The sequence below is a fragment of the Janthinobacterium sp. EB271-G4-7A genome (assembly GCF_020858075.1).
Lineage (GTDB): Bacteria > Pseudomonadota > Gammaproteobacteria > Burkholderiales > Burkholderiaceae_D > Janthinobacterium > Janthinobacterium lividum.
On record NZ_JACYMI010000001.1, the window covers coordinates 1073092 to 1086805 of the forward strand.

The following is a 13714-nucleotide window of genomic DNA, read 5'->3' on the forward strand; positions in this document are numbered from 1 at the left end:
GGCGTTTCAGCGGGGCAGCCGTCCCAGCGTGATTTCGCCCGTGTTCAGGACGATGGCCCGGCCATTCACATCTGTACAGTCGCGGTTGCTGATGCGCACGACCGTGCTGTCGACCGACACTTCCGCGCCCAGGCTGCTGCGCGAGCAGATGCGGTAGGAGGCGGCATCGGCGCCCGTGTAGATGGATGCGCCGCGCTCCTTGAGGGCAAAACAGCCGGCCGTGCAGCTTTCGATCGCATATGGCGACGGCAACTGCGCCGTTTGCGCCTGCGCTCCGGCCGCCAGCAGCGCCAGCAAGGCGGCGAATGTCCCTGTGCGTGGCGTGGCCATGGCTTACTCCAGGTTCTGCACTTGTTCGCGCATCTGCTCGATCAGCAGCTTCAAGTCCATCGAGGCGTCGGCCAGCTCCTTGACGGACGCCTTGGCGCCCAGCGTATTGGCTTCGCGATTGAGTTCCTGCATCATGAAGTCGAGGCGCTTGCCTACTTGCCCGCCCTTGGTGAGGATGTGGCGCGTTTCGCCCAGGTGCGCCGACAGGCGTGCCAGTTCTTCCGACACGTCGATGCGGATGCCGTACAGGATGACTTCCTGGCGGATGCGTTCCATGGCGTCCTGGCGCGACAGGGCCGAATTCGAGCCCTGGCTGGCCAGGCCCAGCGCATCCTGCATGCGTTCGATGGCTTTTTGCTGGAAGGCCGCCACCACTTGCGGTATCAATGGCGTGATGCGCTTGACGATGGCTTCCATCGCTTCGATGCGCGACACCAGCACCGCTTCGAGCGCCGCGCCTTCGCGCTTGCGGCTGTCGACGAAGGCCGCCACGGTGCGCTTGGTCAGTGCGCCCACGTCCGCCTGCAAGGACTCCTGCCCCACTTGCGCTTCTTCGATGATGCCAGGCCAGCGCAGCAGTTCGGCCACCGTCATGACGGGGGCGGAGACAAAATGCTGGCCTACTTCGTTTTGCAGGCGCGCCAGTTCGGCCAGCAGGGGCAGGTTCAGGGCCTGCGTGCCTGCCGTCGCGGCCTTGCGGCCAAAGCTCAGGCGTACCTCGACTTTGCCGCGCGTGATGGCGGACATGACAGCGGCGCGCAAGTCTGGCTCCAGGGCCCGCAGATCGTCGTTGATCCGGAATTGCAGGTCGAGAAAGCGCGAGTTGACGCTCTTGATTTCAATTGTCAGTGTGCCTGCAGCACCTTCGCTGGTGGCAACCGCGTAGCCTGTCATGCTTGAAATGCTCAAAGGATTCCCCGATTTGATCTTGTATACAGTCACTTATACACTTAATCAGCCAGCGCAGGCAATACCGCCCGCGCCGCAAAACAGGACCGAAGAGCACGATGGCCTGAAAATTGCTGAATAGTGTGCGTTTTACGGCATTGTAAAGAAAATTGTGTTTGGCGGGGCAGGATTGTAGGGATCATGTGTGCGCCGCCTGCCATTGCGTCTTGCGCTGTTGCATGACTGCAAATAGACGGGCGCGCGGTGGTAAAATCGCTGCCGCAACCCCAATCACACAGGACATCCCATGACATTTGAATCCCGCCCGAGCGGCCGCGCCGTCGACGCGCTGCGCGCCATCCGCATCACCCGCCAGTACACCAAGCATGCCGAAGGCTCGGTGCTGATCGAGTGCGGCGACACCAAGGTCATCTGCACCGCCAGCATCGAAGACAAGGTGCCGGGTTTCCTGAAAGGCAAGGGCCAGGGCTGGTTGACGGCCGAGTACGGCATGCTGCCACGCTCGACGCACACGCGCATGGACCGCGAAGCGGCGCGCGGCAAGCAGTCCGGCCGCACGCAGGAAATCCAGCGCCTGATCGGCCGCTCGCTGCGCGCCGCCTTCGATTTGCAGGCGTTCGGCGAGCGCACCCTGCACCTCGATTGCGACGTCATCCAGGCTGATGGCGGCACCCGCACGGCCTCGATCACGGGCGCCATGGTGGCCGCGTATGACGCGTTTTCCCAGTTGCAGGCACGCGGCGCGATTGCCGCCATTCCCGTGAAAAGCTTTGTGGCCGCCATCTCGGTCGGCGTCTACCAGGGCATGCCGGTGCTGGACCTGGACTACGTGGAAGACTCGGGCTGCGACACGGACATGAACGTGGTCATGACGGAGGCGGGCCACTTCATCGAAGTGCAGGGCACGGCCGAAGGCGCCGCGTTCGACCGCGCCGGCATGAACCGTCTGCTGGACCTGGCGCAGGGCGGCATCGCCGACCTCATCGCCCTGCAGAAGCAGGCATTGGGGATCTGATCTTTACATAGATTTACATCCTGTTGCCCGCCACGCCGGGCAAAAAGCCCACGGCTGCCGCTTTTTGCGGCAGCGGCAGGCCAGGGTGAGGGGGGCGCAAAAGGTTTACAATGTCGGCACTTCAACCGGACTACTGACATGACCCAACGCCTCATCCTCGCCTCCAATAACGCCGGCAAGCTCAAGGAATTCAACGAGCTGCTCTCGACCATCGGTTTTTCCGTCCACGCCCAGGGCGAGTACGCCGTGCCGGAAAGCGACGAACCATTCCACACCTTCGTTGAAAACGCCCTGCAAAAGGCGCGCCATGCGTCGCGCCTGACGGGCTTGCCGGCGCTGGCCGACGATTCGGGCGTATGCGTCAATGCGCTCGGTGGCGCGCCGGGCGTGTATTCGGCCCGCTATGCCGGCGAGCCGAAATCGGATGCGGCCAACAGCGTCAAGCTGATCGCCGACCTGGAAGCGCATGCCGACAAGTCCGCGTACTACTACTGCGTGCTGGTGTATGTGCGCCATGCGGACGACCCGCAGCCGGTGATCGCCGACGGCCGCTGGAATGGCGAGATGATTGCTACGCCGCGCGGCAACGGCGGCTTCGGCTACGATCCGCATTTCTTCCTCCCCGCGCTGGGCAAGTGCGCGGCCGAATTGACGTCCGATGAAAAGAACGCGCTGTCGCACCGTGGCCAGGCCCTGCGCGCGCTGGTGGAAAAACTGCGATGATCCCGATCAAACTGGTGGGCGCCGCCGCCAAGCCGGCAGCCAGGGCGGGAGCCGCTCCCGCGCCGCAGGAAGGCATTTCCGGCGCGGCCGGGGCGGCCCTGAAATACCTGCAGCCGGGCGCGCTGAATCTGACGGCACTGCCGCCGCTGTCGCTGTACATCCATTTCCCGTGGTGCGTGAAAAAATGCCCGTACTGCGATTTCAATTCGCACGAGGTGCGCGGCGACTTGCCGGAAGGGGAATACCTGGCGGCCCTGCGGCTGGACCTGGAAATGGCGCTGCCGCTGATCTGGGGCCGCAAGATCCACACCATCTTCATCGGCGGCGGCACGCCCAGCCTGATGTCGGCGGCGGGCCTGGACCGGCTGATGTCGGACGTGCGCACCTTGCTGCCATTGGAGCCCGACTGCGAAATCACCATGGAAGCCAATCCGGGTACCTTTGAAGCGGAAAAATTCAAGTCCTACCGGGCCAGCGGCATCAACCGCCTGTCGATTGGCATCCAGAGCTTCAATGGCCGCCACCTGCAGGCGCTGGGGCGTATCCACGACGACAACGAGGCGCGCCGCGCGGTGGACATCGCGCACGCCAATTTCGACAATTTCAACCTCGACCTGATGTACGCGCTGCCCACGCAAACCCTGGCCGAGGCGCAGCAGGACCTGGAAACGGCGCTGTCGTTCGCGCCGCCGCACTTGTCGCTGTACCACCTGACGCTCGAACCAAACACCCTGTTCGCCAAGTATCCGCCCGTGCTGCCGGACGACGACGAGAGCGCCGACATCGCCGACATGGTGGCCGCGCGCGCCGCGCAGGCCGGTTACGGCCGCTATGAAGTGTCGGCCTATGCGCAGCCGGGCCGCCAGGCTAAGCACAACCGCAATTACTGGGAATTCGGCGACTACCTGGGCATCGGCGCGGGCGCCCACTCGAAGATTTCGTTCCCGCACCGCGTGCTGCGCCAGGCCCGCTACAAGCAGCCGCGCGCCTACATGGACGCGGTACTGGCCGGTAAGCCGGTGCAGGAAGAGCGCGAACTGGCGCGCGAGGAGATGGGTTTCGAGTTCATGTTGAATACCCTGCGCCTGACGCAGGGCTTTACACCGAACCTGTTCGCCGAGCGCACGGGCCTGGCCATCAACGCCATCGAGCAGCCGCTGAACGCGGCCGAAGCGAAAGGCTTGCTGTACCGCGACCACCAGGTCATCCGCCCGACGGAGCGGGGGTTGTGCTTCCTGAACGACCTGCAGCAGATGTTCCTGGAAGACTGACGCGGTCTGATGCGCTAGTGCGCGGTGGCGGCGCGCAGGCGCTGCAGCTTGGCCGCGTACAGCCCGTGCTCGCTGCGCGTGGTGCTGTTGTCCATCGCCAGTTCCAGTTGCCTGCCCGCCTGCGAAAGTTGTCCCATGCGCGCATATGCCTGCGCCAGCCAGAAGTGGAATTCATGGTAGTACGGGTCGCGCGCGATCTCGCGCTTGAACAGGCGCGCCGCTTCCTGATAGTCGGCGGCCTCCATGGCGCGCTGGCCCAGGTTGAAGAAGTGGAACGGAGGTTCCGGCTGCAGGGCCAGCAATTTGCGCCTTAGCAGCTGCGCTTCGTTCGCGCGCCCCAGGCCGTCGAGTGCCTGCGCCAGGTTCGACAGCAGCACGGTATTCGATGGCGAGCGTTCCAGTGCGTAAGCGAGCGTGCGCCGCGCCGGCTCGATGTCGCCGTGGCGCAGCTGGATGATGCCCAGCGTATTGAAGGCGCCCGCAAACGTGGGGTCTTGCAGGATGGCGGCGCGCGCATACCAGTAGGCTTGATCGAGCTCGCCGCTGGCCATGGTTTCGGCGGCGCGATTGTTGAGGTACATGGCCAGGATGGTCGCCTCGCTGATTTGCAGCGTGCGCTGGCCGGCAAGGTCTTCGCCAGGCAGGAAGTCGATGAGCATGATGGCGTCGGCCTCGTAGCCGACGGTATTGCCGGCGGCACGGCGTTCCAGCGCGAGGTTGACGTGGCCGGCGACGAAATACATGCCGCCGCTGCGGCTCCAGCTCTCTTCTCCCAGAACCAGCTGGTAGTGCACATTGAGTCCCATTTCCTTGGCCAGCGCGGCCGTCATCAGCACCAGCGACAGGCAATTGCCGCTGCGCGCATCGAACGCCTGTGCCGCCGTGCGCGTCATGGCGGCATCATATTCAAGCTGCAGCCCGGCCCTGTTGCGCAAGGCATCGGCCAGCGCGCGGCGGGGATTCTTGCTGCGCCCCTCGCGCGCGATATCGACGCGCACATACTGCCGCATGGCGTCGCTCATGGCAAACGCCTGCCGCGGGTCGACCGGCACGGCCGGCGCGGCAAAGCTGGCATCGTTGAAAAGGTCGGGCGGAGGCGGGGTGGCGGGTGCCGTGGCGCAGCCGGCAAGGGCTGCACACAGCAGCAAGGGGGACAGGAGGCCCAGGCGCAGTTGTGCGCTGACGCGGCGGATACATTTCATGTTCGTGCTCCCGCAGAACGATGTCAGGCGCAACACGTATTGCTGCCGGTGGTGCGCCCTGCCACCTGAAACAAGTATCCTCGCGCGCCACGGCGCTGTCAAACCCTTTTGACTGGCCCTGTTGCCAGTCTTAAAACTCTTCCCAATCCTGCTCGCCAGCCACCTGCGCCTGGGGCTTGCGCGCAGCAGGCGCGCTCCTGGCCGCGATGGCTGGCTGCTTGGCGGCGCTCCTGGCCGCCGGCTTGGCCAGCTGGGTGGGCGCCAGCCGCGCGGCGCGTACCGGCGCCTTTGTCGCCATGTGTTCGAGCTGGAAGCCGGCCGCCACCTGCGCCAGGCGCGCGGCCTGGTCCTGCATGCTTTCGGCCGCTGCCGCCGCTTCCTCCACCAGGGCCGCATTTTGCTGCGTCACCTGGTCCATCTGCGCGATGGCCTGGTTGACCTGGTCGATGCCCATGCTTTGCTCGGCGCTGGCGGCGGTGATTTCGGCCATGATGTCGGTGACGCGGCGTACGCTGTCGACCACTTCGTTCATGGTGCTGCCGGCCTGATGTACCAGCCGCGTGCCATTGTTGACCTGTTCCACCGAGTCGCCGATCAGGGTCTTGATTTCGCGCGCCGCCGCGGCCGAGCGTTGCGCCAGGCTGCGCACTTCCGTGGCGACGACGGCAAAGCCGCGCCCCTGCTCGCCGGCGCGCGCCGCTTCGACGGCTGCGTTCAAGGCCAGGATATTCGTCTGGAAGGCGATGCCGTCGATGACGCCGATGATGTCGACGATTTTCGTCGATGCCGTGTCGATGGCGCCCATGGTGTCGACCACCTGGCTGACGATGCTGCCGCCCCGTTCGGCCACGCCGGAAGCGGCCACCGCCATCTGGTTGGCCTGCCGCGCATTGTCCGCATTCTGCTTGACGGTGCTGGTCAATTCCTCCATCGACGACGCCGTCTCTTCCAGCGAACTGGCTTGCTGCTCCGTGCGCGCCGACAGATCCTGGTTGCCGGCGGCGATTTCGCCGGAGGCCGTGGCAATTGCATTGGTGCCCGTCTGCACTTCCGACACCACCTTGCGCAGCGCCTCGTTCATGCCGTGCAGCGCGCGCATCAGGTCGCCGATTTCATCGCTGGCGGGCGTGCCGAAATGCGTGCGCAAGTCGCCGTCGGCCACCGTTTCAGCCACCTTCACGGCGGCCTTCAATGGCTGCGTGATCGAGCGCGTGATCAGCCAGGCACAGACGCTGCCCAGCGCCACCACCAGCGCGCACAAGGTCAGCAGCAGGGTGAAGCTGCGCCCGTTGGCTTCCTCGATCGCTTGCGCCGTGGCGTCGATGGCCTGGCGCTGCTGCGACAGCAGGGCCTTGACGTTGTTCTGGTATTTGGCGGCGGCCGGCGCGAAGCTGTCGCGGTAGGCGCTTTCCGCCTGCGCCGCGTTGCCGGCCTTGCGCGCATTCATCACCAGGGTCTTGGCATCCTGGTACTTGACGCGTTCGGCGATGGACGACTTGAAGATGGCTTTTTCTTCATCGCTGTCGAGCAGCGCCTCGATCTTCTTCAGCAGTTCGCTGCCCTGTTTCGTGCTGTCGGCGATGGTGTCGGCAAACACGCTCGACAAGGTTTCATCCGTGCTTTTGGCGATCATCGAGGTACGCGCGATGGCCGAGTAGATCAGCACGTACCAGTCCGATACCAGGCGTTCCTTGGCCAGCGGTTTTTCCATCATTTGCCGCGTCGCTTCGGCATTCACATGGGCGCTGTACAGCGCGTACGAGGTGGAGATCACGGACAGCAGCAGCACCAGCGCGAAGCCTGCAGCCAGGCGCGTGCCGATACGAAGGTGGGAGAGGGCGTGCATGGTTGAAACTCCTGTCGCAGAGGGATTGAAGGTTGCCTGTGCGACATAGTATGCACTGATAAGTGACCAATAGGCGAGGGAAAAGCGCGCTTGTTTTTGCGCGTGTTGCAGTCTCGCCCTTGCTACAGATCGAGCGCCTGGCGCAGGTCCGGCTGCTCGGCCCAGCGGGCGAAGGCGGCCGCCATGCGCTCGCTTTCCGCGATGGCGCGGCGCCAGTCGCGCATGCGCGCCGCGTGGTCTTGCCCGTAATGGGGGAAGTCGCGCCGGTCCGGCAGTTTGCCATTCGGCAAGCTGGCCACGAAGGCGGGCGAGGGCGAGACGAGGATCATGTTGTCGAGTGCGCTATCGCCGCTGCGCGCGCGGCGCCAGGGCATGGCCTTGTCCAGCCAGCCCGGCACGATATGGTCGGCAAAATGCGGGTACAGCACCAGGTCCGGTTCGCGCTGGTAGGGCAGGTGCAGATGGTAGTCGACCAGGCCGCCGTCCCAGTAGCGCCCGGGCGGCGCGCCGGCGATGTCCGTCACGGCGTCGAGCACCAGCGGGATGGAGCCGGAGGCCAGCAGCGCGTCGCGCAGGTTCTCTTGCGCCAGGGGCACGAAATGCGAATGAAAGGCGTCGAAGCGCGAGCGCAGCCAGCTGGCGCCGTCCGGCCCCGCATGGAACACCGCGCGTTCCAGCGAGGCGGCCAAGTGCGCCCGTGCCACGGCATTGCCTGCGGCGGCCAGCAGGAAGCCGCGCCGGTCGCGCCATTTGCCCGGCTGCGCCAGCGCGCCGATGCCGCGCACGGCCAGCACCGACAGGCTATGGCGTTCGTTCCGCAGCAGCTGTGCATCCTGGCCATCGAGGACCGCGTCGAGCAGGGCGCGGCAGGTGCGGCTGACGTGCGCCGCATCGGGCTTGTCGGGATAGCGCTGGCCCACGTATTCGCGCACCAGGCGGCGCTGCGCGGCCACCGGGTCGGGGAACACGGCGGCGGCCATGCGCCAGGCGCCGATCGAGGCGCCGACGAAATGGCGCGGGCGTGGCGCCTGGGCCAGGAAGTCGCCGAACAGCCAGCAATCGAGCTGGTGCAGGATCAAGCCTTTTGGCCCGCCTGCGGCAGCAGGGACGATGGCGACGTCAAGCGCGCGCAAGCCGTTGTCGGCGATGCGCGCCCGGGCGCGGCGGCCCAGGCGGATGGTGATGGCGGACGAAGTAGGCAGGGGGAAGGACATGCGCGTGGCGGCTGGTGGCGATTGCCTATTGTAGCGTCATGCCGCGCCAAAGGAAGGTGGCAGGCGTGCGACAGTTGAGAGGAAAAAGCAATATTATTTGAAAACTAAAGATGCTTTGCAAGCGTGCCGTCCTTGCCTTTTTTTGACTGATAAGAGATACATGAAAAAACCAATCTGCGCTTCCTTCCTTGTTCTGCCAGTCTTGCTGGCTGCCACCCTCAGTGCCTGCGGCGGCGGCTCTTCCTCCTCCGATGCCCAGGTTGCCGTGAATCCGGCCCAGCCAGTCAATCCAGTCGCCCCGGTAACGCCAGTCACCCCGCTGCCCTCCGGCAGCGACACGGGCAGCATCAGCGCGCCGTTTGCGAAGGGACTGAGCCCGCGCTACCTGCTGCTGGCCGTTGCCAATCAGGCCTACGGTACCTTGGGCAGCGTGGCGCAAGACAGTTCCGGCGCCTTGAGCGAGATATCGGGCGCCAGCTTCGGCGGCACACCCGCCATCACGCGCGACATCAGCGGCGACGCGGCATTTGCGCAGGGGCGCTGGTTCACCGGCACCATCACGCGCAGCAGCGGCAGCACGGTCATGAGCGGCAACAATGCCAGCGCCCATTACAGCGTCTACAACACGGTGGCGGCCTTGCCCTTCACCGGCGCCTTCCAATGCGATGCGGGCAAGTTCACGGCGCCCAGCTATACGGGCGGCAGCAGCGTGCAGCAGGATGGCTATTTCGGCACGGCCAGCGGCAGCGCCACCTTGTCCTTCGGCGCGGCGGGCGCCGCACTGGCCATGACGGTCGATGCCACGGCTGGCGGCAGCACCGGCAAGGCCAGCGGCACCGGCACGATCAATACGCCGGACATGACGGTCATCAGCGGTGGCTTCCTGGGCGGCAGCTCGGGCATGCTGCTGGCGCTGGGTGACGGCGGCACGGGAACCTATCTCGTCACGGGCGGCTACAAGGTGGTCATGGCGAATGGCGCCAATTACCAGGGCGTGGCCACCTTCCGCTGTTCCTGATCACGCGGGCATGAAAAAAGCGGCGCCGTGCATTGCACGGGCGCCGCTTTTTTTATGCACGTCGTGCCTAGAGCCTATCCCGGTAGATGAATACATCCCCCGCTGGCGCGCCTCAGAAGCGGGGACTGCGTTGATCGTCGTCGCGTGGCTCGCCACGCGTCCTCCTCACGCCTTGTCCGCGCTCCTGATGTGCTGCCAGCAGAAGACGCTCCCTACCGGGATAGGCTCTTAGCGCAGTGCCGAGATCATCTGTTTCAGCTTGCCGGAATCGACGCAGAAGGCGCGGATGCCTTCAGCCAGTTTTTCCGTCGCCATCGCGTCCTCATTCATCATGAAGCGGAAGGCTTCCTCGTTCAGCGACATTTGTACGATGTTGGTCGATGGCGCCGCTTCGGCGCTCAGCTTGCGCTCCACCGGCGCATCGCTGTCGGCCAGCTTTTGCAGCAGGTCGGGGCTGATGGTGAGCAGGTCGCAGCCGGCCAGTTCGAGGATTTGCGACGTGTTGCGGAAGCTCGCGCCCATCACCTCGGTCTTGTAGCCGAACTTGCGGTAGTAGTTGTAGATGCGGCGGACCGATTGCACGCCCGGATCTTCCGCGCCCACATAGTCGATACCCGTCGATTTCTTGTACCAGTCGTAGATGCGGCCGACGAACGGAGAAATGAGCTGCGCGCCCGCTTCGGCGCAGGCGATGGCCTGGGCCAGCGAGAACAGCAGGGTCATGTTGCAGCGGATGCCTTCCTTTTCCAGGGTGGCGGCGGCGCGGATGCCTTCCCAGGTGGAAGCGATCTTGATCAGCACGCGCTCGCGTGGAATGCCGGCGTTCGAATACAGGGCGATCAGGTCGCGGCCCTTGGCGACAGTACCTTCCGTGTCGAACGACAGGCGCGCATCGACTTCGGTGGAGACGCGGCCGGGGATGGTTTGCAGGATTTCCACGCCAAACGCGATCAGCAGGCGGTCGATGATTTCGGCGGTGGAGGCGTTCGGATGGTCGCGCACGGCCTTTTCCAGCAGCGGCTTGTATTCATCCTTTTGCACGGCCTTCAGGATCAGCGACGGATTCGTCGTCGCATCGCGCGGCGTGTAAGCCTGGATCGATTGGAAGTCGCCGGTGTCGGCCACCACGGTAGTAAATTGCTTCAGTTGTTCGAGTTGGTTCATGGCTGCACGGGAAAGAGTGAATGGGCTTGCCGGAGTATTGTACCGAATCCGTTGCATCAAGCATCGACTAATGTCTTCCCCGTGCGCTACTTGCTCAATTGAATCTTGCTTTTTTGAGAACTCGCGCATAATTGCCTGGACTTGTTTATTTTGCACACTGTTCTGATAAGCAATGTGCGATGCCACACTCCAGATGAAGAGCATCTTTTGACACAAGATATCGTTAGCGCAGTGGCCGCCTTCAACGGCGCGGCCCGCCTGTATGCATTGGCTATCGGCGACGATGGCCAGGACAGCGGCTTGCTGGTCGAAGCCTTTGCCGCTGACGAAGGGCTGCAGGAGGTCGGCGCGCGCGACATCATTGCCTTGTCGACCAGCGCCCATGTTGCGCTGGCGTCCCTGCTGGGCCAGCCCGCCGCCTTGCATATCAGCCTGGCGGATGGTACGCGCACGCAGTTTTCCGGCTATGTCAGCGAAGCGGCCATGCTGGGCAGCAATGGCGGCCTGGCGCGCTACCGGCTGCGCATCACGCCTTGGTTGTTTCTGCTGACGCAAGTGCGTAACAGCCGCGTCTGGCAAGATCGGAGCGTGAGCGCCATCATCGACGAGGTATTGCAGGCGTATGCGCCAGATGCGCTGTGGCGCTGGAGCGACGAGGTCGCATCTTTCATGCAGGACGCGGGCGAACGCAGCTATTGCTGCCAGTACCGCGAATCGGATTTCGATTTCGTGCGCCGCCTGCTGACGGAAGAGGGCATCGCCTGGCGCTTCGAGGCGCACACACTGGTCCTGTTCGCCGATAGTAGCCAGCCCTGCGCCACGCCCGAAGACGCCAGCAGCGCACAGGCGGGCGGACTGCGCTTTCATGGCGCGCGCGTCGGCGAGCCGGGCGACAGCGTGCAAGCCTTGAGCGCGCGGCGCAGTCTGCAGGTGGGCCTGAGCAGCGTGCTCAGCTATGACTACAAGGCGAAAAAGGCCGTGACCGCCAGCGTGCCGGCCAACATCGCGCTTGGCGGCAAGAACGCGCCGGTGCTGGAAAGCTACGACACACCGGGCCAGTACTGGTACGCCAGCGCCGCCCAGGCGCAGCGCTACGCCCAGTTGCAGATGCAGGCCCATGAAGCGCGCGCCCAGCTGTGGCAGGCCCGTTCGACCGTGCGCACCCTGCGCGCCGGCACGCGCTTTACCCTGACGCAGGGACCGTTGCAGCCAGCCGATGGGGCGGCGCCCGAGTATGTCGTGCTGCGCGTGGCCAGCATCGGTGTCAACAACCTGCCGGCGCCTGCCCTGGAGGGGTTGGCGGAACTGTTCGGCCCGATACCGGAATTGCTGGAAGAAACCGTGGCAGAGTGGGGCGCAGGGTTTCCCGATGTCGCTGCCGCGATCGCCCAGGCGCAAGCCAGCGGTTACGCCAACTGCATCGAGATGATCACCGCAAGCACGCCGTGGCGTCCGTTGCAGGATGGCAACGATGCGCGCCAGCACGCCACGCGGACCGCCCTGGGCAGCCAGAGCGCCATCGTCGTCGGCGCCGATGGCAATGACGTGGCCAGCGGCGCCGATGAAATTTACTGCGACAGGCTGGGCCGGGTGCGCATCCGTTTCCACTGGCAACAGGAGACGGGCGCGACTTGCTGGGTGCGCGTGGCGCAGCGCGCGGCCGGCGGCGGCATGGGCAGCCAGTTCCTGCCGCGCATCGGCCAGGAAGTGCTGGTGCAATTCCTGGAAAACGATATCGACCGGCCCGTCATCATCGGCGCGCTGTACAACGGACAGGGCGAGGGCGGCACCAAACCGACCCCGGGCGGCGTCGGGGGCGAGTCAGGTGACGCTGGCGTGTTCCAGCCGGCACACGATCATGCGGTAGCGGGCCAGGGTAATCTGGCGGGCGGCAACAGTCCCTTGTGGCATGGCGCCGCAGGCGCCAGCGCGGCGCACCGCAATGCCAGCGCGCAATGGGGAGTTCGCAGCAAGGAGTTCGGCAAGGCGGGCGGCATGGCCGGTTACAACCAGCTGCTGTTCGACGATACCGACAGCCAGGGCCGGGTACAGTTGAAAAGCAGCCATGCGGCCAGCGAGCTGAGCCTGGGCCATCTGATCCACGGCGCCGACAATTACCGTGGCAGCCTGCGCGGCGCCGGCGCCGAGCTGCGCACCGATGCGTATGGCGTGGTGCGCGCCAGGGCAGGCTTGCTGGTGACCAGCTATCTGCTCGGGCACGACGCGTCGCAGCGCGATCCGGCCGGCGACAATGCCGGCGGCATCGCGCTATTGAAGCAGGCAGTGATGCTGGGCGACACCTTCAGCGCTGCCGCCAAAACGCACGAAACGGTGGCCTACGCCAGCCATGTGGGCGTCACCGCACCGAATGCCAGCGAACTCGACGAGCAGGCGGCGCCCCTGAAAGCCATGCAGGCCAGCGTGGCGGGCATGCATGAACAGTTGCCGCACACCAAGGACTCGCTGATCGCGATTGCCGCCAAGGCTGACCTGGGCCTGATCGCCGGGCAGGACCTGCAACTGGCCAATGGCGAGAGCGTCGTCCTGATGAGCGGGCAGGACACGCAATGGAGCAGCGGCGGCCAGTGGCGCCTGCACACGGGCCAGGCCATCGGCATGTTGGGCGGCGCCGTCAAGGCCGGGGAGGGGGATGCCGGGGTGCAGCTGATCGCCGCCCAGGGCATCATCGACGCGCAGGCGCAAGGCGACACCTTGCGGCTCCAGGCGCGCGACGAGGTCAATATCGTTAGCGCCAACGCACATGTCGACTGGGCCGCGGCAAAAAGCATCCGCCTGTCGACGGCGGGGGGCGCCAACATCACCGTCGAGGGCGGGAACATCACCATCCAGTGTCCGGGCAAGATCACCGTATTTGCAGGCAAGAAGAGTTTTGTCGGGCCGACACGGCTGGCTTATCCATTGCCCAGATTTTCTCGTTCCATATGCAAACGATGCAGGCTTAACGCCGCCGAATCAGGTTCTCCTTTTTCCATGGTGGAAGAGTGAATAGCCAAAACAACGT

General features: G+C 65.0%; 11 protein-coding genes. 5 read left to right on the plus strand and 6 right to left on the minus strand.

Annotation, left to right across the window (positions count from 1 at the left end; all coding sequences use genetic code 11):
* Positions 1 to 6 precede the first annotated feature (6 nt).
* Both IGS58_RS04960 and IGS58_RS04965 read right to left on the minus strand, forming a co-directional pair.
* Positions 7 to 330, minus strand: a complete 324-nt coding sequence (locus IGS58_RS04960; RefSeq protein WP_092608542.1) for a hypothetical protein — start codon at positions 328 to 330, stop codon at positions 7 to 9.
* A gap of 3 nt (positions 331 to 333) precedes the next feature.
* A complete protein-coding gene (locus tag IGS58_RS04965) occupies positions 334 to 1224 on the minus strand; it encodes a YicC/YloC family endoribonuclease (protein ID WP_034787070.1) in 891 nt (296 codons plus the stop codon).
* A 301-nt stretch (positions 1225 to 1525) separates the two neighbouring features.
* Here IGS58_RS04965 and rph point away from each other — a divergent pair, with 301 nt between their 5' ends.
* The 3 genes from rph (at position 1526) to hemW (ending at position 4248) form a co-directional block, all read left to right on the plus strand.
* Positions 1526 to 2254: a ribonuclease PH gene (rph, locus tag IGS58_RS04970; protein ID WP_034787067.1), complete on the plus strand. Its 729-nt coding sequence runs from the start codon at positions 1526 to 1528 to the stop codon at positions 2252 to 2254.
* Positions 2255 to 2392: 138 nt separating this feature from the next.
* On the plus strand, positions 2393 to 2977 hold the full coding sequence (gene rdgB / locus IGS58_RS04975; protein WP_230520782.1) for an RdgB/HAM1 family non-canonical purine NTP pyrophosphatase: 585 nt from the start codon (positions 2393 to 2395) through the stop codon (positions 2975 to 2977).
* Entirely contained in the window at positions 2974 to 4248 is a 1275-nt protein-coding gene (gene hemW / locus IGS58_RS04980) for a radical SAM family heme chaperone HemW (protein WP_070259329.1), read from the plus strand. The genes rdgB and hemW overlap by 4 nt, the downstream gene beginning before the upstream one ends.
* A 14-nt stretch (positions 4249 to 4262) precedes the next feature.
* Here the strand turns inward: hemW and IGS58_RS04985 are convergent, their stop codons facing one another.
* From IGS58_RS04985 to IGS58_RS04995, 3 genes are all read right to left on the minus strand, one after another.
* Entirely contained in the window at positions 4263 to 5450 is a 1188-nt protein-coding gene (locus tag IGS58_RS04985; protein ID WP_211547749.1) for a tetratricopeptide repeat protein, read from the minus strand.
* A gap of 130 nt (positions 5451 to 5580) precedes the next feature.
* Positions 5581 to 7296: a methyl-accepting chemotaxis protein gene (locus tag IGS58_RS04990; protein WP_230520783.1), complete on the minus strand. Its 1716-nt coding sequence runs from the start codon at positions 7294 to 7296 to the stop codon at positions 5581 to 5583.
* A gap of 122 nt (positions 7297 to 7418) precedes the next feature.
* The gene (locus IGS58_RS04995; RefSeq protein WP_230520784.1) at positions 7419 to 8510 is read right to left on the minus strand and encodes a patatin-like phospholipase family protein; all 1092 of its coding nucleotides are present in this window, start codon (positions 8508 to 8510) and stop codon (positions 7419 to 7421) included.
* A 160-nt stretch (positions 8511 to 8670) separates the two neighbouring features.
* On the opposite strand from IGS58_RS04995, the gene IGS58_RS05000 reads away from it, so the two are divergent.
* Positions 8671 to 9528 carry a hypothetical protein gene (locus IGS58_RS05000; protein ID WP_230520785.1) on the plus strand — a complete coding sequence of 286 codons (858 nt, stop codon included), beginning with the start codon at positions 8671 to 8673 and terminating at the stop codon, positions 9526 to 9528.
* 228 nt (positions 9529 to 9756) lie between these two features.
* Here the strand turns inward: IGS58_RS05000 and tal are convergent, their stop codons facing one another.
* The gene (gene tal / locus IGS58_RS05005) at positions 9757 to 10692 is read right to left on the minus strand and encodes a transaldolase (RefSeq protein WP_070259318.1); all 936 of its coding nucleotides are present in this window, start codon (positions 10690 to 10692) and stop codon (positions 9757 to 9759) included.
* A gap of 207 nt (positions 10693 to 10899) precedes the next feature.
* Here tal and IGS58_RS05010 point away from each other — a divergent pair, with 207 nt between their 5' ends.
* Positions 10900 to 13698, plus strand: a complete 2799-nt coding sequence (locus tag IGS58_RS05010; RefSeq protein ID WP_230520786.1) for a type VI secretion system Vgr family protein — start codon at positions 10900 to 10902, stop codon at positions 13696 to 13698.
* The last annotated feature ends 16 nt before the right edge of the window (positions 13699 to 13714 follow it).

Coding starts and splice junctions, on each gene's coding strand:
- rph (WP_034787067.1), top strand. CDS start 1,526: ATGACATTTGAATCCCGCCCGAGCGGCCGCGCCGTCGACGCGCTGCGC.
- rdgB (WP_230520782.1), top strand. CDS start 2,393: ATGACCCAACGCCTCATCCTCGCCTCCAATAACGCCGGCAAGCTCAAG.
- IGS58_RS04965 (WP_034787070.1), bottom strand. CDS start 1,224: ATGACAGGCTACGCGGTTGCCACCAGCGAAGGTGCTGCAGGCACACTG.
- hemW (WP_070259329.1), top strand. CDS start 2,974: ATGATCCCGATCAAACTGGTGGGCGCCGCCGCCAAGCCGGCAGCCAGG.
- IGS58_RS04990 (WP_230520783.1), bottom strand. CDS start 7,296: ATGCACGCCCTCTCCCACCTTCGTATCGGCACGCGCCTGGCTGCAGGC.
- IGS58_RS05000 (WP_230520785.1), top strand. CDS start 8,671: ATGAAAAAACCAATCTGCGCTTCCTTCCTTGTTCTGCCAGTCTTGCTG.
- IGS58_RS04960 (WP_092608542.1), bottom strand. CDS start 330: ATGGCCACGCCACGCACAGGGACATTCGCCGCCTTGCTGGCGCTGCTG.
- IGS58_RS04985 (WP_211547749.1), bottom strand. CDS start 5,450: ATGAAATGTATCCGCCGCGTCAGCGCACAACTGCGCCTGGGCCTCCTG.
- IGS58_RS04995 (WP_230520784.1), bottom strand. CDS start 8,510: ATGTCCTTCCCCCTGCCTACTTCGTCCGCCATCACCATCCGCCTGGGC.
- tal (WP_070259318.1), bottom strand. CDS start 10,692: ATGAACCAACTCGAACAACTGAAGCAATTTACTACCGTGGTGGCCGAC.